This window comes from Pseudomonas sp. 21615526, from assembly GCF_013386245.1.
Taxonomy (GTDB): domain Bacteria; phylum Pseudomonadota; class Gammaproteobacteria; order Pseudomonadales; family Pseudomonadaceae; genus Aquipseudomonas.
Genome location: NZ_JACAOM010000054.1, coordinates 69,125 through 86,828 on the forward strand (window position 1 = coordinate 69,125; position 17,704 = coordinate 86,828).

Annotated in this window: 15 protein-coding genes; 3 read left to right on the plus strand and 12 right to left on the minus strand. The window is 61.3% G+C overall.

Annotated features, from left to right (window positions below):
* Positions 1–861, plus strand: a complete 861-nt coding sequence (asd, locus tag HX786_RS16205; RefSeq protein WP_003217535.1) for an archaetidylserine decarboxylase — start codon at positions 1–3, stop codon at positions 859–861.
* A 144-nt stretch (positions 862–1,005) separates the two neighbouring features.
* Here asd and serB read toward each other — a convergent pair whose 3' ends face one another.
* A complete protein-coding gene (serB, locus tag HX786_RS16210; protein WP_178912330.1) occupies positions 1,006–2,220 on the minus strand; it encodes a phosphoserine phosphatase SerB in 1,215 nt (404 codons plus the stop codon).
* Between the two features lie 134 nt (positions 2,221–2,354).
* Between serB and HX786_RS16215 the strand changes: the two genes are divergently transcribed.
* Positions 2,355–3,887, plus strand: coding sequence for an AhpA/YtjB family protein (locus tag HX786_RS16215; RefSeq protein WP_177039704.1), 1,533 nt, complete (start codon positions 2,355–2,357; stop codon positions 3,885–3,887).
* A gap of 187 nt (positions 3,888–4,074) precedes the next feature.
* Here HX786_RS16215 and HX786_RS16220 read toward each other — a convergent pair whose 3' ends face one another.
* The 9 genes from HX786_RS16220 to HX786_RS16260 form a co-directional block, all read right to left on the minus strand.
* On the minus strand, positions 4,075–4,782 hold the full coding sequence (locus HX786_RS16220) for a membrane integrity-associated transporter subunit PqiC (RefSeq protein ID WP_003217538.1): 708 nt from the start codon (positions 4,780–4,782) through the stop codon (positions 4,075–4,077).
* Between the two features lie 177 nt (positions 4,783–4,959).
* Entirely contained in the window at positions 4,960–7,224 is a 2,265-nt protein-coding gene (gene parC / locus HX786_RS16225) for a DNA topoisomerase IV subunit A (RefSeq protein ID WP_003217539.1), read from the minus strand.
* Positions 7,225–7,234: 10 nt separating this feature from the next.
* The gene (locus tag HX786_RS16230) at positions 7,235–7,756 is read right to left on the minus strand and encodes a TIGR02281 family clan AA aspartic protease (protein ID WP_008439113.1); all 522 of its coding nucleotides are present in this window, start codon (positions 7,754–7,756) and stop codon (positions 7,235–7,237) included.
* The gene (locus HX786_RS16235) at positions 7,753–8,757 is read right to left on the minus strand and encodes an esterase-like activity of phytase family protein (protein ID WP_178912331.1); all 1,005 of its coding nucleotides are present in this window, start codon (positions 8,755–8,757) and stop codon (positions 7,753–7,755) included. Before HX786_RS16235 ends, HX786_RS16230 begins: the two co-directional genes overlap by 4 nt.
* Positions 8,757–10,661 (minus strand): DNA topoisomerase IV subunit B, encoded by a 1,905-nt coding sequence (parE, locus tag HX786_RS16240; RefSeq protein WP_003209518.1) that lies wholly within the window; start codon positions 10,659–10,661, stop codon positions 8,757–8,759. The genes HX786_RS16235 and parE overlap by 1 nt, the downstream gene beginning before the upstream one ends.
* 44 nt (positions 10,662–10,705) lie before the next feature.
* Positions 10,706–11,314 carry a YqiA/YcfP family alpha/beta fold hydrolase gene (locus HX786_RS16245; RefSeq protein ID WP_003209516.1) on the minus strand — a complete coding sequence of 203 codons (609 nt, stop codon included), beginning with the start codon at positions 11,312–11,314 and terminating at the stop codon, positions 10,706–10,708.
* Positions 11,315–11,363: 49 nt separating this feature from the next.
* On the minus strand, positions 11,364–12,179 hold the full coding sequence (gene cpdA / locus HX786_RS16250) for a 3',5'-cyclic-AMP phosphodiesterase (RefSeq protein ID WP_102370213.1): 816 nt from the start codon (positions 12,177–12,179) through the stop codon (positions 11,364–11,366).
* Between the two features lie 99 nt (positions 12,180–12,278).
* Positions 12,279–12,728: a DUF1249 domain-containing protein gene (locus HX786_RS16255; protein WP_003209507.1), complete on the minus strand. Its 450-nt coding sequence runs from the start codon at positions 12,726–12,728 to the stop codon at positions 12,279–12,281.
* Positions 12,719–13,336, minus strand: a complete 618-nt coding sequence (locus tag HX786_RS16260) for an NUDIX domain-containing protein (RefSeq protein WP_003209505.1) — start codon at positions 13,334–13,336, stop codon at positions 12,719–12,721. Before HX786_RS16260 ends, HX786_RS16255 begins: the two co-directional genes overlap by 10 nt.
* Before the next feature lie 211 nt (positions 13,337–13,547).
* On the opposite strand from HX786_RS16260, the gene HX786_RS16265 reads away from it, so the two are divergent.
* A complete protein-coding gene (locus HX786_RS16265; protein ID WP_087692488.1) occupies positions 13,548–14,294 on the plus strand; it encodes an RsiV family protein in 747 nt (248 codons plus the stop codon).
* Here the strand turns inward: HX786_RS16265 and cytX are convergent.
* A complete protein-coding gene (cytX, locus tag HX786_RS16270) occupies positions 14,263–15,552 on the minus strand; it encodes a putative hydroxymethylpyrimidine transporter CytX (RefSeq protein ID WP_102604278.1) in 1,290 nt (429 codons plus the stop codon). The two genes, HX786_RS16265 and cytX, sit on opposite strands and share 32 nt — an antisense overlap.
* A 189-nt stretch (positions 15,553–15,741) precedes the next feature.
* Positions 15,742–17,646: a phosphomethylpyrimidine synthase ThiC gene (gene thiC, locus HX786_RS16275; RefSeq protein WP_008439122.1), complete on the minus strand. Its 1,905-nt coding sequence runs from the start codon at positions 17,644–17,646 to the stop codon at positions 15,742–15,744.
* Positions 17,647–17,704: the final 58 nt, after the last annotated feature.

The window sequence follows — 17,704 nt, forward strand, 5'->3', positions numbered from 1 at the left end:
ATGAAAAAGCAGTTGTTCATCCTCAGCCAGTACTTGCTGCCCCACCACCTGCTGTCGCGTCTGGCCGGTTGCATTGCCGAATGCCGCGTGCGCTGGTTCAAGAATGCGTTCACCAGCTGGTTTGCCAAGCGTTATCAAGTGGACATGTCCCAGGCCCTGGTTGAAGACGTGACCGCTTACGAGCACTTCAACGCCTTCTTCACCCGCGCACTGAAAGACGGTGCACGCCCGCTGGATCAGACCCCAGGCGCGGTGTTGAGCCCGGCCGATGGCGCGGTCAGCCAGTTGGGCCCGATTGAACATGGCCGGGTGTTCCAGGCCAAGGGCCACAGCTTCAGCGTGCTGGAATTGCTGGGCGGCGATGCGGCGGTGGCTGCGCCGTTCATGGGCGGCGATTTCGCCACTGTTTACCTGTCGCCGAAGGACTACCACCGGGTGCATATGCCATTGGCCGGCACCCTGCGGGAAATGGTTTATATCCCTGGCCGAATCTTCTCGGTGAACCAGACCACGGCCGAAAATGTGCCGGAACTGTTTGCGCGTAACGAGCGTGTTGCCTGCATCTTCGACACCGAACGCGGCCCGATGGCCGTGGTGCTGGTTGGCGCGATGATCGTGGCGTCGATTGAAACGGTTTGGGCAGGCTTGGTAACGCCGCCAAAACGCGAGCTGAAAACCTTCCGTTATGACGAAGCTGCCCGTGGGCCGATCCACCTGGAAAAAGGTGCGGAACTGGGGCGCTTCAAGCTGGGTTCGACGGCAATCGTGCTGTTTGGGCCGGACCAGGTTCAATGGTCGGAAGCACTGCAGGCGGGGACGCCGGTGCAGATGGGCCAGGGCATGGGTTTGCCGAAAGCCTGACTCAAGGCGATTGAAGATCAAAATGTGGGAGCTGGCTTGCCTGCGATAGCATCGGCGCGGTCCCTCTGAAAGAACGAGGCGCCTGCATCGCGGGCAAGCCCGACTCCCACATTGATCCGGTTCAGACCTTAAGCTTTGTGTCGTTTACAGTTGACCGTCGCGGTCGCGAAAGCCCAACAGGTACAACACGCCATCCAGCCCTAAAGTCGAAATCGCCTGCTTGGCCGATTGCTTGACCAGCGGCTTGGCCCGGAACGCCACACCCAACCCGGCAATCGCCAGCATCGGCAAGTCATTTGCCCCGTCGCCGACCGCAATGGTCTGCTCCAGACGCAACCCTTCCTTGTGTGCCAATTCCCGCAACAGGTCAGCCTTACGCTGTGCGTCGACAATCGGCTCCACGGCCACGCCCGTCACCTTGCCGTCTACCACTTCCAGCTCGTTGGCGAACACATAGTCGATACCCAGCTTGGCCTGCAATTGCTTGGCGAAGTAAGTGAAACCGCCCGACAGGATCGCGGTCTTGTAGCCCAGGCGCTTGAGTTCGGCGAACAGGGTTTCGGCGCCTTCGGTCAGGCGCAGCGAGGCGCCGATGGAGTCCAGTACGCTCACATCCAGGCCCTTGAGCAGCGCCAGGCGCTCCTTGAAGCTGGCACGGAAATCCAGCTCACCGGCCATGGCACGCTCGGTGATTTCCGAGACTTGCTCACCTACACCGGCAGCCTTGGCCAATTCGTCGATGACTTCGGCTTCGATCAGCGTCGAGTCCATGTCGAACACCGCCAGGCGGCGATTGCGGCGGAACAGCGAGTCTTCCTGGAAGGCGATATCGACATTCAGCTCCTGGGCAACGCTCAGGAATTCGGCACGCAGGGCCTGAGGATCTGCCGGCTCACCGCGTACGGAGAACTCAATGCAGCCCTTGCCCTTGTCCGCCGGCGTGTCCAACGGCATACGACCCGACAGACGGTCAATGTGGTCGATATTCAAACCGTACTGAGCCGTGATCGAACTGACACGCTGCAATTGCTCGGCCGTCACCTTGCGGGTCAACAGGGTCACGATGTGGCGTTTTTTGCCCTGGCCGGCCACCCAGCTCTGGTAATGCTCTTCGGACACCGGGGTGAAACGCACCTGCTGATCGAGCTTATACGCCGTAAACAGGATGTCCTTGAGCACGGACGAGGCTTGCTCGGTGCTGGGAATTTCCACCAGGATGCCGAACGACAGCGTGTCGTGAATCACTGCCTGGCCGATGTCGAGAATGTTCACACCACCCTGGGCCAGAACACCGGTAATGGCTGCGGTGAGACCCGGACGGTCCTCACCTGTGATGTTAATCAGGACAATTTCGCGCAAAGCGCACCCCCGAGCTGGAAAAAAACCGCATTCTACCCACTTTCAGTGACCATCGGGCACAGCCAGCGCTTTGCCGGTCTTGGGCCTGTCGCTATACTGCGCGTCAACTTCACGGACTAAAGAGCCGAGCTTAAGTGAACCGGCCCACGCCAGTAAAAACCGATAACTTCTTCCTGCTGATCTTCCGGGCACTGCGCCACCGCCGTGTACCGATCGCATTACGCATCGCCAGCCATAACGTGATCCTGGTCGCCCTGGCCCTGGTCATCTACGCCTGCGTGATGGGTTTGCAGTTCAAGCAGGCCATGCACGAGCAAGCCGACGCTTTGGGCGAGAGCCTGACCACCCAGACCGCCACCTCGGCGACTGAGTTGTTGGTGTCCAACGACATCCTCAGCCTCAACGTGCTGCTCAACAACCTGACCAAGAACCCGCTGGTGGCCCACGCCGCTATCTATAGCGTGGACAACCGGATCATGGCCGAAGCCGGGCAACGCCCGAAAAACGGCCTGCTGGGTGAAGCCGAAGGCCTGTACCAGAGCAATATCACGTTTCAGGACGTGAAGGCCGGCCAACTGCGCATCAGCCTGGACATGCAACAGTTCCAGCAGCCGATGACCATCAGCCTGCAAAGCATGGGTATCTTGAGTGCGATCCTGCTGGCACTGTCCCTGGCCTTGAGCCTGCGCCTGGGCCGGCATATCTCCACGCCACTGATGCAACTGCGCATCTGGCTGCGGGATATCGATGAACACACCCCGGCCACCGACCGCCAGGACGAAATCGGCGACCTCGCCCGCCAACTGCACACCAGCTTCGCGCCGGAGCCCGTAGTGCCCGAGGTTGAACCCGAGCCCGAGTTCGACGACACCGACTACGAAGACGACGAGCCCGAGTTTGAAGTGCGCAACCTGCGGGACCCGAGCTTCGACGAGTCTGCGCCGGTAGCGGCCCAAAAGCCGGCGACCCGTCATGTGATCAAGGCAGAAGAAGACGAACTGGACGAAGAAGACCCGTTCGCCGATCTTCGCGATACTTCAGTGCCAACCGCTCCTGCTATGCAGCCTGCTCCGGTGCGCAGCACCCAGCCCCAGCACAGCGCCGTATTGGCCGTGCAACTGGGCGCACAGGATCAACTGCGTCGCTTGCCGCGGGCACGCCTGACCGAGCTGCTGGAACGTTATCGTGACTGCCTCGACCAGGCGGCCTCGCTGTATCAGAGCGAACTGCACACCCTGAACGACGGCAGCACCTTGATGCTGTTCCACAGCGAAGACAGCGGCGAAGACTACCTGACCAACGCCATCTGCTGCGGTGAACTGCTGCGGGCCCTGGGCCATGCGCTGCAAATCGAAGTGGCCGACAGCGGCATCACCCTGCAACTGCAATTGGGCTTGACGGTGGGCGACGATCTGTATGGCATGAGCCAGATCGATCTGCTCCTGACCGAGATTGCCCAGGATGCGCTGGCCTTGTCGCAACACAGCCGCAACCTGCTGCTGGTGGAACGCAAGATCAGTGACGACGTGCTGATTCGCCAGCGTGCGCGGATCCGCCCGATTGCCAGCCCTGAAGGTGCGTGCTGTGTGGAGCGGTTGATGGAGCCTTACCCGTCGATGCTTGAGCGCCAGCTGGCGCGGATGCATGAGACGCGGGCGAAGAACTAAAGAACAACGCAAATCAATGTGGGAGCGGGCTTGCTCGCGAAAGCGGCCTGTCAGTCAGCCTATGTATCGACTGATCCGCCGCCTTCGCGAGCAAGCCCGCTCCCACATTAGATCTGCGTACCGCTCAAATCCCGCACAAACAAAAGGCCCGCTCATCAGCGGGCCTTTTTGTTGGTCTGTATTCAGGTCAGAACCTGAACACTTCCATATCGGTGCGAATCGGCACGGCCATCGGCATCTTCGGCTTCTCTGGTGCCGCAGCCTTGGGCTGCGCCGGGGCCTGTTTGCGTGGCGCTTCTGCCACCGCTGGCTGATTGGCCAATGGCTTGAGGGCCACCGACAGCTGGTCAGCCAAACGTTGCAGCAACACACCCTGGGCCTGGACCTGGGACGCGGTGCTGCCGCTGTGCTCTTCCTGCAAGTGCACGATGCGGTTATCCCGCACCTGGCCACGACGGTCGATCAAGCGCCATTGCGCGTCGAGGATAGCGGGCTGCGAAACGCCCGAGTCCAGTCGCGTAATGGTCAGCAGCACCTGTACGTCCGGGGCAAAACCCAACGGCGCCGGCGCCAATACCACACGCTGGCTGTCCAGGTGGCCAGCCACCTGGCGCAACATCAACTGATTGATGTCGGACGAAAGGCTACCGGCCCAGCGGCCATCGGTGGAACCTTGCAGGCTGCCGTCGTTCTGACGTTGCAGCAGGGTTTCACGTTGCAGATAGTCGGCCACTACAACAGGGCCAAGCAATACAGCCATGCCGGCACTTTGTGCAGGCTGAGCCGGACTTCCACTGTCCAGCTGATACAGCGACACCGGTTGGTGTGTGCTGCAACCCGCCAGGCCCAAAAGGCCAGCGAGCAACAAAAATAAAGGAAGGCGCGGAGCAGTCATCATCCCATCCAGGTGGCTGCCACAAGGCGAACCACAATGTAATACTCAAAAATAACCTGTACGCGCTCAGCCACGCCGGCGCTGGAAAGGCCATATCATCCGTGAATATGCGCCATGACTCCAGCGCGAAAGCGTCGATCTACGGGTTAAATCGTAGATCGGGCGCTCTATATCGCCTTAAACGGGCGTTTCCACCAGTAAAGCGTCCACTCGCTGGAAGCCGCGCGGCAGTTTATTGCCACGACGACCCCGCTCACCCTTGTAGTGCTCGAGGTCGTCAGGGCGCAGTGACAACGTGCGCTTGCCGGCCTGCAACACCAGGGTCGAGCCTTCCGGGATCACGGCGATGTCGGTCACGTACTCTTCGCGACTGGCCACCCGCTCCCCGGGAATACCAATGATCTTGTTGCCCTTGCCTTTGCCCAACTGCGGCAAATCGCTGATCTTGAACACCAGCAGGCGCCCTTCGGTCGTCACCGACGCCAGCCAGTTGCCTTCACGGTCTTCCACCGGACGCGGCAGGATCACCTTGGCGTTGTTCGGCAGGCTCAACAACGCCTTGCCCGCCTTGTTCTTGGCCTGCAGGTCTTCACCCTTGACCACGAACCCATAGCCCGCATCGGAGGCGATGACGTACAGCGAATCATCGTCCGGCAGCAGCACGCATTCAAAATTCGCACCCGGTGGCGGTGTCAGGCGCCCGGTCAACGGTTCGCCCTGCCCCCGCGCCGATGGCAACGTGTGCGCCGGCACCGAATAACTGCGACCGGTGGAGTCGATAAACACCGCAAACTGGTTGGAACGCCCCGCCGCCGCGGTTTTGAAACCGTCGCCAGCCTTGTAAGACAGGCCGGTGGCGTCAATATCATGCCCTTTGGCTGAGCGAACCCAACCCTTTTCCGACAGAACGACGGTAATTTTCTCGTTGGGCAGCAACTCGGTTTCGGTCAGGGCCTTGGCTTCGGCGCGTTCGACAATCGGCGAGCGGCGGTCGTCGCCATAGGTTTCGGCGTCCTTGATCAGCTCGGTGCGCACCAGCTTCTTCAGCTTGGCCTCGCTGCCCAGCAGGGCCTGGAGCTTGGCTTGTTCCTTGAGCAGCGCGTCCTGTTCGTCCCGCAGCTTCATCTCTTCCAGTCGCGCCAACTGACGCAGACGGGTGTCGAGGATGTAGTCGGCCTGGATTTCGCTGAGTTCGAAGCGCGCGATCAGCTCGGCCTTCGGGTGCTCGGCGGTACGGATGATATGGATCACTTCATCCAGGTTGAGGTAAGCGATCAGCAAGCCGTCCAACAGGTGCAGGCGGCGTTCGACCTTGTCCAGGCGGAATTGCAGGCGGCGACGCACGGTCTGCACCCGGAATTCCAGCCATTCCACCAGCAAAGCCCGCAGGTTCTTCAACTGCGGCTTGCCGTCCAGGCCAATGATGTTGATGTTGACCCGATAGCTGGACTCCAGCTCGGTGCTGGCGAACAGATGCTGCATCAGCACTTCATGGTCGACCCGGCTGTTGGTCGGGATGATCACGATGCGGCACGGGTTTTCGTGGTCGGACTCGTCACGCAGGTCGGCGACTTGCGGCAGCTTCGACGGCTTGGCCTGCATCAGCGCGGCAATCTGCTCCAGCACCTTGGCCCCGGATACCTGATGCGGCAGCGCGGTGACGATGATGTCGCCGTCTTCGATGTGGTACACGGCGCGCATGCGCACCGAGCCTTTACCGGTCTGGTAGATTTTCAGCAGGTCGGCGCGAGGCGTGATGATTTCTGCTTCGGTCGGGTAATCCGGGCCCTGGATATGCTCGCAGAGCTGTTCGACCGTAGCCTTCGGCTCATCCAGCAGGCGCACGCAGGCGCTGGCCACTTCCCGCAGGTTGTGGGGCGGTACGTCAGTGGCCATGCCCACGGCGATACCCGTGGTGCCATTGAGCAGGATATTCGGCAAACGTGCCGGCAACACCAGCGGCTCGTCGAGGGTGCCGTCAAAGTTCGGGCCCCAGTTGGCCGTGCCCTGGCCCAGTTCGCTGAGCAGCACTTCCGAATATCGCGACAGACGCGCTTCGGTGTAACGCATGGCGGCGAAGGACTTCGGATCATCCGGCGCACCCCAGTTACCCTGGCCGTCCACCAGCGTGTAGCGGTAGCTGAACGGCTGGGCCATCAGCACCATGGCTTCGTAGCACGCCGAGTCGCCGTGAGGGTGGAATTTACCGAGCACGTCACCGACGGTACGCGCCGACTTCTTGTGCTTGGAGTCAGCGTCCAGGCCCAACTCACTCATCGCATAGATAATGCGCCGCTGTACGGGCTTCAGGCCGTCGCCGATATGCGGCAAGGCACGGTCCATGATCACGTACATGGAGTAGTTGAGGTAGGCATTTTCGGTGAAGTCAGCCAGCGACCGGCGTTCAACGCCATCTAAGCTGTCTGCAAGGATGTCACTCATGCGGGCCTCATCATTGTTTGGTCTGGCGCAGCAGCAAAGTGCCGCTGCGCTGGGTAAATTCAAGTTGTTTCAATGCACTCATGCCCAGCAATACCTGTTCATCGCCCAAACCCGGTACCACGATGGCGCGCACGTCCCGAAGGACGATATCGCCCAGTTGCAGGCGGCCCAACTCGGTCCGAAAGCCCTGGGTTCGCCCGTTGGCCGTACTCACGCCAACCGGCATGCCGCGTTCAAGCCCGAGACGGTCGGCCAATTCAGCCGGAACCGCCACGTCGGTGGCCCCGGTGTCGAGCATGAACTGCACCGGCTTGCCGTTGATCTGGCCAGTGGCGACAAAATGCCCTTGGCCGTTGCCCAGCAGTTTTACTTCGATATAACCCTCGTGCTGCTCCGAGGTCACCACGGCATTGGGGTTTTCCTGTCGCGCTTCCCACTGCCCAAAAAATCGTGTCGCCAAAAACAGGCCGGCGCCCCACGCGACGAACATCAACACACGCCCGGCGCGCTTGCCGGGTGGTTGCGCACTCATGGCTTGGCGCTCCAGCCACCCGCAGGGGCGGCGAAACGATAGACCACCGGCCGCTTTTCGCCATCGGCGCGGGCACCGAAGTTATTGTCGATGCCGATCCAGGCACCGTCAGCGTCCACCACCAAGGCTTCGGCCAATCCATAGGCCTGGGCATAACGCCGATTCGGCGTCAGCGCTTCATCGGCAAACGACCAGCACAACTCCACCTGGGCCGTGACCGCATCCCGGCGACACACCTGAAACGCATTGCGCTCCAGGGTAAACAGCTTGCCATTGAACAGCGCCAGGTCGGCAAAGTCCTTGGACACCGCCTTGGCGCCCGGAAACTGCGCCGGCTGCATCTCCTGGCCGGCCTCGCTCAGCAATACACAAGGGCCGTCACAATCCCAGAGGGTTTGCGGGCGCTTGATGGAGATCAACCCGCGCCGCTCACGCTCTGCTGCGAGCCAGATTTGATTGCCTTCCGGGTTCACCACGATGCCTTCAAACAGCGCGTTGAAGTGCAGCAACATGCCACTGGCCCGAGCTTCGCGAACCATGCCCGGGGCGATCTTCAGCCACTCCGTTTCACCGTGTTCTGAGGAGAAAGGCACCCTGAGAACCGCCGCGTGGGCTTCGCTGACAATGTAACGGTTACCCGCCGCATCGCAGCTGATGCCTTCAAAATCCAGATCACCACCGCGAATCAACGAAGCCGCCTTGGTGCGTGAGCGCAGGCCAAAGGGCAAACCCGACGCCGGCACCGGCGGCACATCAATCCCGTATGTCTCTGCTTTCCAGACGTCACCGGCGGTATCGAGCCGGTAGATCTGGTCGTCATCGCGATCGGAGACTGTCCACAATTCGCTACCGCATAAGGCCAGGCCCGACAGGTTACCGCCGCGCATGCCTTCCACCGGGTGTTCCGCCAACAGCTTCAGCTCAGCCACGGGCGCCGCGACCACCGAGGTGGTCGCCAACCCGCTCAACAACAGAATCGCCAGGGCGAAACTGCTGCGCATCAGCCCAGAACCTCGGCCAGGTTGCCCTTGGACTCCAGCCAGTTCTTGCGATCCGGCGCGCGTTTCTTCGCCAGCAACATGTCCATCATTTCCGAGGTGGCGGCGAAATCTTCCAGGGTCAACTGCACCAGGCGCCGAGTGTTCGGGTCCATGGTGGTTTCCCGCAGCTGCGGCGGGTTCATCTCACCCAGGCCCTTGAATCGGGTGACCTGCGGCTTGCCGCGTTTCTTCTCGGCCACCAGGCGGTCGAGAATGCCATCGCGCTCGGCTTCGTCCAGGGCGTAGAAAATCTCTTTGCCCAGGTCGATGCGGTACAGCGGCGGCATGGCGACGTAGACGTGACCCGCATCCACCAACGGGCGGAAGTGCTGGACGAACAGCGCGCACAGCAAGGTCGCAATGTGCAAGCCGTCGGAGTCGGCGTCGGCGAGGATGCAGATCTTGCCGTAGCGCAGCTGACTCATGTCCGCCGCGCCCGGGTCGACACCGATGGCCACGGCAATGTTGTGCACTTCCTGGCTGGCCAGCACTTCACTGCCATCGACTTCCCAGGTGTTTAGGATCTTGCCGCGCAGGGGCAGGATCGCCTGGAATTCCTTGTCCCGCGCTTGCTTGGCGGAACCGCCGGCAGAATCACCTTCCACCAGGAACAGCTCGGAGCGCATCGGGTCTTGCCCGGCGCAGTCCGCCAGCTTGCCCGGCAGTGCCGGCCCCTGGGTAATGCGCTTGCGTTCGACTTTCTTGCTGGCCTTCAGGCGACGGCCGGCGTTGTTGATCGCCAGCTCCGCCAGGGCCAGGCCCAATTCAGGGTGTTCGTTGAGCCACAGGCTGAAAGCGTCCTTGACCACACCGGAGACAAACGCCGCTGCCTCACGGGACGACAGGCGCTCCTTGGTCTGGCCGGAGAATTGCGGCTCCTGCATTTTCATCGACAGGACGAACGCGATCCGCTCCCAGACGTCTTCCGGCGCCAGCTTCACGCCGCGCGGCAGCAGGCTGCGGTATTCGCAGAATTCGCGCATGGCATCCAGCAAGCCCTGGCGCAAACCGTTGACGTGGGTACCGCCCTGGGCCGTCGGGATCAGGTTGACGTAGCTTTCCTGGACGCTGTCGCCACCTTCCGGCAGCCACAACAAGGCCCAGTCCACGGCTTCTTTATTACCCGCCAGGCTGCCGCAGAACGGCTCGTTCGGCAGGCGCTCGAATTCGCTGACAGAGTCTTCCAGGTAGGACCGCAGGCCGTCTTCGTAATGCCACTCGACCTTTTCGCCGGTGCCTTTGTCTTCAAAGCTGACCAGCAGGCCCGGGCACAGAACAGCCTTGGCCTTGAGCACATGCTTGAGGCGGCTGATGGAGAATTTGGGTGAATCGAAGTATTTCGGGTCCGGCGCGAAGTACACGCTGGTGCCGGTGTTGCGCTTGCCGACGGTGCCGATCACTTCCAGGTCGGTGGCCTTGTAGCCATCGGCGAAAGTCATCTGATACTCGTTGCCGTCGCGCTTGACCTTGACCCGTACGTGGTTCGACAGGGCGTTGACCACGGAAATACCCACACCGTGCAAGCCACCGGAGAACTGGTAGTTCTTGTTGGAGAACTTGCCGCCGGCGTGCAGCTTGGTGAGGATCAGCTCGACGCCCGACACACCCTCTTCCGGGTGAATGTCCACCGGCATGCCACGACCGTCGTCGGACACTTCCAGGGAATGGTCGGCGTGAAGGATGACTTGTACCGACTTGGCGTGCCCGGCCAAGGCTTCGTCGACGCTGTTGTCGATGACTTCCTGGGCAAGGTGGTTCGGCCGACTGGTGTCGGTGTACATGCCGGGGCGTTTGCGCACCGGGTCGAGGCCCGAGAGGACTTCGATGGCGTCGGCGTTATAAGAGCTAGCGCTGGGAGTGGCCATGGGGTCTCGTCGTGAGTCGTTCGATTAAAAAGTAACCTGCGGTTTCACAATGCGGTGAAATCGAAGGATTGGTACTGATCGGAGCCTATGCCGGCAAAACTCAACAGCGCCGGTAACTGTTGGGCGAAGCCCTGGTAACCGTGATCGCCACCGGCCTGGATGCGCAAGGCACAGGCCCGGTAATACTGCTGGGCGAGGCGATAATCCAGTGTTTCATCGCCGGTCTGCAACCACACCTGATAACGCTGGGCGTCCTGGGGCGCCGGCACTTCCAGCTCGGCCAGGGCCGCGACGTGGTCGTGGGTCAGCTCCCAGGTCTCATCGGTGTAGAGGTTCTTCTGGGTGCCCAGGTAACCGTCGAACATCCGATGAGGGCTGACTGCCGGGTTGACCAGCAAGGCGTTGAGGCCATGGCGTTCGGCAAGATGGGTTGCATAGTAGCCGCCGAGTGAGCTGCCTACCAGCAGTGGCCTTCCGAGGTCACGGATAGCCGCCTCCAACTGGGGGATCGCCTGGCGGGGGTGGTGATGCAGGGCCGGCACGCGCAGTTGGTCGGCCAGACCGAGGCTGTCCATCACGGTGATCAACTGGCTGGCCTTGTTGGAGGCTGGTGCGCTGTTGAAACCGTGGATATACAAGATCGATGCGGACATTCCGGGTCCTCTGTGGGTCTGCCAAAGAGGCGCAGTTTACAGGGAAATCTCAGTAGCCGTTGCTACCGTAATCCACCTGAAACGCGAAGCCCTGCACCCGCTCCACACCGGTTTCCAACCGCCCGTCGGCATGCAACCGCAGCCAGCGATACCCGGGTGCCTGCTCACTCACGCTGAAATCCTCACTCCCGGGAGCGAACTGAATACAGGTAGAAGGCGAAGCCAACAAACGCACCCCATTGCGTTCCCGGTCAATTTCCTGATGCACATGCCCCCAAAGCACCGCCCGCACCTGCGGAAACCGATCCAGCACCGCAAACAACGCCTCAGGATTGCGCAAACCGATGGGCTCCATCCAAGCGCACCCAATCGACACCGGATGATGGTGAAAACACACCAGATGATGCCGAGCGGGCGCCTCACTCAACGACTGCGCCAGCAATTGCAGCTGCTGATCCTGCAAATACCCCGGCACCGAACCCGGCACCGCCGAGTCCAGCAGGGTAATCCGCCAGTTACCCACATCCACCACCGGTTCCAGCAACGCGCTGTTGACCGCCGCCTGCTGCATCACCTGCGGCTCATCGTGATTCCCCGGGATCCAGCGCGCCGGCGCCTGAATCTGCCGCGTCATGTCACGAAACGCCTGATACGACTCCAGCGTACCGTCCTGGGACAAATCCCCGGTGGCCAGCACCAGATCAATCTGCGGCTGCTGCACCAACACCGTGTCGATCACCCGTTGCAGGCTCTCGCGGGTATTCATGCCCAGCAGGCCGCCGTCCGCCTCGGCAAACAGGTGACTGTCGGACAACTGCACCAGCAACGCCGAAGCGTCAGGGTTCAAGGCGGATACGCTCGGCAAGGCGTTCTCCCAGGGCGTGATCACAGGAATGGACATTTGAGGCGATTATGCTGGGGCAGGACACAAAGAGGAAACCCGTGAAGCGGACGCAGTTCACATCTATCGAACGACTTCGAACTCGTGGCCCAGGGCCAGGCAGTGACTCAACCATTCACCGAGGAACACATTGAGCTGTGCTTTCTCATCGGGTTGGTGCATGAACACGTTGGGGTAAGGATAGATGCTGCGAAAGCGTCGTGCATGTTCGGCGCTGATCACTTCGGCCATGCGTGCGTCGTGGTACACCTGCACTTCCAGCTGCGGCACCGGCAGCCACGGCAGGCTGTGCTCCTGACGCACCCGCAAAGTGGTGGTGTACGGGCAGTTCACGATCACTTCCAGGGTCAGCACGCCGAGCATCTGGTCGCCGTGGGTCACGGCAATGCGCCGCGCCTCGGGGGTGTGGCGCATGTCTGGCAGCAGCCGCATCAGCCGTGCATAGTTGGCCTCGCAGGCTGCTTGCAGCCCGATCAGGTCAACCCGATATCGCTCCCGTGCCTTTACTGCCATAACCCCCTCACTTCCGCGCGATTAAGCGCAAGCCATTGCAGGGCAATAATGCTCGCTGCGTTGGAAATTTTACCGTCACGTACCGCCTGCAGGGCGTCTTCAAAGGCCCAGACGGTGACGCGGATATCTTCGGCTTCCTCTTCCAGTCCATGGACGCCACCGGCCCCGGCGCTTTCGCAACGGCCCAGGAACAAGTGGACAAATTCGGTGCTGCCACCCGGCGACGGAAAGTACTTGGTGATCGGCCAGAGTGCGGAGAATGTAAGGCCAGCTTCCTCCTCGGCTTCGCGGTGTGCAACCTCCTCCGGTTGCTCATCCTTGTCGATCAGGCCAGCGACCATTTCGATCAGCCACGGGTTGTCGGTACGCCCCATGGCGCCGACGCGAAACTGCTCGATCAGCACCACTTCATCGCGCTGCGGGTCGTAGGGCAGTACACACACGGCGTCATGACGCACAAAGACTTCGCGATTGAGTTCACGGCTCATGCCGCCATCAAACTTCTCGTGCCGCAGTTTCAGCCGATCCAGTTTGTAGAAGCCCTTGTAGGCATTGTCGCGCTGAACAATCTCGACCTTGCTCGGCGTCGATTTCGCTGTGTCCGTCATATCAACCCTCGTTTATTGCCTTGCGGTATCGAGGCGGCCTCGACATCGCGCCATCCTAACGCGCTCGTGCCCCTTGATGCAGCCCCTTTCCGGTTGCCGGGATAGACGGCGGGCGTCAAACTCACTCTAATCAGCTTAGTGGCGAACTGACTGCCTTGTCGGGAGTCGAAGCTCCACATTTTCACCTTTCCTCGATTTATGAAGGACACACATGTCGCTTTTAAAAATCGCCTCCGTGGCCTGTATCGCCTTGACCCTGGGTGCTTGCCAGAGCCTGTTCCAACCGGCCTACCTGAAGCCGCTGGACACCACCGCCGACGCCTCCGAGCAGATCAAACCCGGCTGCAGCAGTCCGGATTGCCCGCTGGTAAATATCGACACCGTGCACTTCCCGTCCGAGCCGCAGTTGGACCAGATCATCGAACAGCGCCTGCTGCAGATGGCCCGCACTTCACCTGGCCAGGCCATGCCCGCCACCCTGAACGCCTACCGCGACAAGTTCTTGCGTGAGTCCCCGGACCGCAACAGCATGTACTTGCAGGCCAAGGTACGTGAGCAGCATGACGGACTGGTGATCATCGAAGTGTCCAGCTACCTGGACACCGGCACCGCCCACGGCGAGCCGGGCCGCGGCTTCATCAACTATTCACGCCTGCTGCACAAAGAGCTGAGCCTGACCGACATGCTGTTGCCGGGCCAGGAAGATGCATTCTGGAAGACCGCGAAAGTCGCCCACAACAACTGGCTGATCAACTCGCAGATGGACCGTGACCCGGAGTTCGTGAAGAACTGGCCGTTCCAGAAGACCCCGAATGTGGCGCTGACCAGCAATGGCGTGGTGCTCAAGTACAACGTGACCACCATCGCGCCGTACGCATTGGGGCTGATCGAAATGACCATCCCCTATGCGCGCCTCACCGGCGTGATCAAGCCTGAGCTGGTGCCCGCACGCCACTGAAGGCCCGGCCCAGAATGAAGTGCAACAGCCCTGCCAGCACCAGCGCCGGCAGGGTCGCGCCGACATCAGGGTACAGATTCGCCAACAGGTGATAGGTGCTGATCCCTCCAAGCCACGCCAGCAGTGCCGGCCAGCGCAGGTTGGCGGCAACACCATGGCCACGACGGCGCAGGATGAAGTGATCCACCAGCACCACGCCGAACAGCGGCGCGAACACCGAGCCGATCAGCAGCAGGAAGTTCTGGTACTGCGCCAACGGTGCAAAGCAGGCGATCAGCGTGCAGATAACGCCAATGGCCAATGCCAGGTGCTCGACTTTCAAGCGCAACAGAATCCCGCTGGACACCGCCGCCGAGTGAATATCGGCGAACGCGTTTTCTGATTCATCCAACAGGATCAGCAGCAGAGGAATCCCCAGGCCGGCTCCGGCCAATGCCAGCAGCAACGCATTCACTTCACCGCTCGGCGCAAACGCCAGGGTGTAGGCCACGCCAAGGCTCATCAGCCAGAAGTTACCGATGAAGAAACCCAGTGCCGTGCCGCCGAACACGTTTTTCGCGCGTTTGCCGAAACGTGAGTAGTCGGCAATCAGTGGCAGCCAGGACAGCGGCATGGCAATCGCGATATCGAAGCCAACGGCAAACGGCATCGAACCGTCACCAGCCTGGGCCCAGAGTGCGGCCAGGTCGGCTTTGGCGAACAGGTTCCAGGTCAGCCAAAGGCAGGCGGCCAGCAGCAGCCAGATGCCCCACTTGCGCAGGATCTGCCGCACGAAGGTCAGCGGACCGCTGACGGCAAGCAAGGTCGCGAGGGCGCCGAATACCAGGGTCCAGAACAATGGGCTGGTCAGCAGGCTGCCTTCGCTGAACGCGCGGGCGCCCAACAGGCTGGCGGCGTCGCGCATCACGATGATTTCGAATGAGCCCCAGCCGATCAGCTGCAGCAGGTTCAGCAGCGCCGGCAGGCTTGCGCCCTTGGTGCCGAGGCTGAGTTTCAGGGCGGCCATGGATGACAGGCCGGTATCGCTGCCGATCACGCCGACGGCGGCCAGCAACAGCACGCCGACCAAAGTGCCGAGGAAAATTGCCAGTAAGGAACCGGAGAGGCCCAGGCCCGGCGCCAACAGTGCACCGGTTTGCAGGACCATCAGGCCGATGCCCAGGGAGAACCACAGGGAAAAGAGATCGCGGGCGCCGAAGACGCGTTTGTCGGTGGGCACCGCGATGTCTGGGGAATAGGTGCTGGGTTGAATGCTCAAGGGTGTTATCTCAGAGGGACACTATTATTTGAATCAGCAAAGTCCCCTGTGGCGAGGGAGCTTGCTCCCGCTGGGCGGCGAAGCCGCCCCAAAACCTGCAACCGATGAGTGTCAGTCAAGACACCGATCCAGATTCCGGGAGCGCTGCGCACTCCAGCGGGAGCAAGCTCCCTCGCCACAGGTTCTGATTCAGACCTTTTTGTACAGCTGGCTACCTTCCTGCTTGAACCGCTCCGCCTGCTCCGCCAGTCCCTTGGCCACGTCCACATCCACCGCTTCAATGCGCTGGTTGGCCGCGTACTCACGCACTTCCTGGGTGATCTTCATCGAGCAGAATTTCGGCCCGCACATCGAGCAGAAATGCGCGACCTTGGCCGAGTCCTTCGGCAAGGTTTCGTCGTGGTACGAACGCGCCGTGTCCGGGTCCAGGCCCAGGTTGAACTGGTCTTCCCAGCGGAATTCAAAGCGCGCCTTGCTCAACGCGTTGTCACGAATCTGCGCCCCCGGATGCCCCTTGGCCAAGTCCGCCGCATGGGCCGCGATCTTGTAGGTGATGATCCCGGTCTTCACATCGTCCTTGTTCGGCAGGCCCAAATGCTCCTTCGGCGTGACGTAGCAGAGCATCGCGCAACCGAACCAGCCGATCATCGCCGCCCCGATGCCCGAGGTGATGTGGTCATAACCCGGGGCGATGTCGGTGGTCAGCGGACCGAGGGTGTAGAACGGCGCTTCGTCGCAGCACTCCAGCTGCTTGTCCATGTTCTCCTTGATCAACTGCATCGGCACGTGGCCCGGGCCTTCGATCATGGTTTGCACGTCGTGCTTCCAGGCAATCTTGGTCAACTCGCCGAGGGTTTCCAGCTCGCCGAATTGCGCGGCGTCGTTGGCGTCGGCAATCGAGCCCGGGCGCAGGCCGTCTCCCAGGGAGAAGCTGACGTCGTAGGCCTTCATGATTTCGCAGATTTCGTCGAAATGGGTGTAGGTGAAGTTCTCTTTGTGGTGCGCCAGGCACCACTTGGCCATGATCGAACCACCACGGGACACGATGCCGGTGACGCGCTTGGCGGTCAGCGGTACATAGCGCAGCAATACGCCGGCGTGGATGGTGAAGTAGTCGACGCCCTGCTCGGCCTGTTCGATCAGGGTGTCGCGGAACAGCTCCCAGGTCAGGTCTTCAGCGGCGCCGCCGACTTTTTCCAGGGCCTGGTAGATCGGCACGGTACCGATCGGCACCGGCGAGTTGCGGATGATCCACTCGCGGGTTTCATGGATGTGCTTGCCGGTGGACAGGTCCATCACCGTGTCCGAACCCCAGCGAATGCCCCACGTCAGTTTCGCCACCTCTTCTTCGATGGACGAACCCAGGGCGCTGTTGCCGATGTTGCCGTTGATCTTCACCAGGAAGTTACGGCCGATGATCATCGGTTCCAGTTCGGTGTGGTTGATGTTGGCCGGGATGATCGCGCGGCCACGGGCGATTTCTTCGCGGACAAATTCCGGAGTGATGATTTTCGGCACGCTGGCGCCGAAGCTGTGGCCGGCGTGCTGCTGGTCCAGCAGGCCGGCGGCGCGGGCCTCTTCCAGCTTCATGTTTTCGCGGATGGCGACGTATTCCATCTCGGCGGTGATGATGCCTTTGCGGGCGTAGTGCATCTGGGTGACGTTGGCCCCGGCCTTGGCACGGCGCGGGTTTTTCACGTGGGCAAAACGCAGCGCGGTCAGCTCGGCATCGCTCAGGCGCTGTTGGCCGAAGTGCGAGCTCAAGCCCGACAGGCGCTCAGTGTCGCCACGGGATTCGATCCACGGCGAGCGCACATCGCCCAGGCCTTTGCGCACGTCGATGATCACGTTCGGGTCGGTGTAGGGGCCTGAGGTGTCGTAGACCACTACGGGCGCATTGATTTCGCCGCCGAAGTCGGTGGGGGTCACGTCGAGACTGACTTCGCGCATCGGCACGCGGATATCCGGACGGGTGCCCTGAACGTAGATTTTTTGCGAGCGGGTAAACGGCTGCACGGAACCGGAGTCGACCTTGGCCGATTCACTCAAGTGCACGGTGTTTTTTGATTTTTGGCTTTTTAATTCGATGCTCATCACGGGCTCTCCAACTATCCAGGCGGTGGATTTTTGTCGGAGTGAACCTGTGACGGAT

Coding starts and splice junctions, on each gene's coding strand:
- asd (WP_003217535.1), top strand. CDS start 1: ATGAAAAAGCAGTTGTTCATCCTCAGCCAGTACTTGCTGCCCCACCAC.
- HX786_RS16220 (WP_003217538.1), bottom strand. CDS start 4,782: ATGACTGCTCCGCGCCTTCCTTTATTTTTGTTGCTCGCTGGCCTTTTG.
- parC (WP_003217539.1), bottom strand. CDS start 7,224: ATGAGTGACATCCTTGCAGACAGCTTAGATGGCGTTGAACGCCGGTCG.
- HX786_RS16230 (WP_008439113.1), bottom strand. CDS start 7,756: ATGAGTGCGCAACCACCCGGCAAGCGCGCCGGGCGTGTGTTGATGTTC.
- HX786_RS16235 (WP_178912331.1), bottom strand. CDS start 8,757: ATGCGCAGCAGTTTCGCCCTGGCGATTCTGTTGTTGAGCGGGTTGGCG.
- parE (WP_003209518.1), bottom strand. CDS start 10,661: ATGGCCACTCCCAGCGCTAGCTCTTATAACGCCGACGCCATCGAAGTC.
- HX786_RS16245 (WP_003209516.1), bottom strand. CDS start 11,314: ATGTCCGCATCGATCTTGTATATCCACGGTTTCAACAGCGCACCAGCC.
- HX786_RS16255 (WP_003209507.1), bottom strand. CDS start 12,728: ATGGCAGTAAAGGCACGGGAGCGATATCGGGTTGACCTGATCGGGCTG.
- HX786_RS16260 (WP_003209505.1), bottom strand. CDS start 13,336: ATGACGGACACAGCGAAATCGACGCCGAGCAAGGTCGAGATTGTTCAG.
- HX786_RS16265 (WP_087692488.1), top strand. CDS start 13,548: ATGTCGCTTTTAAAAATCGCCTCCGTGGCCTGTATCGCCTTGACCCTG.
- thiC (WP_008439122.1), bottom strand. CDS start 17,646: ATGAGCATCGAATTAAAAAGCCAAAAATCAAAAAACACCGTGCACTTG.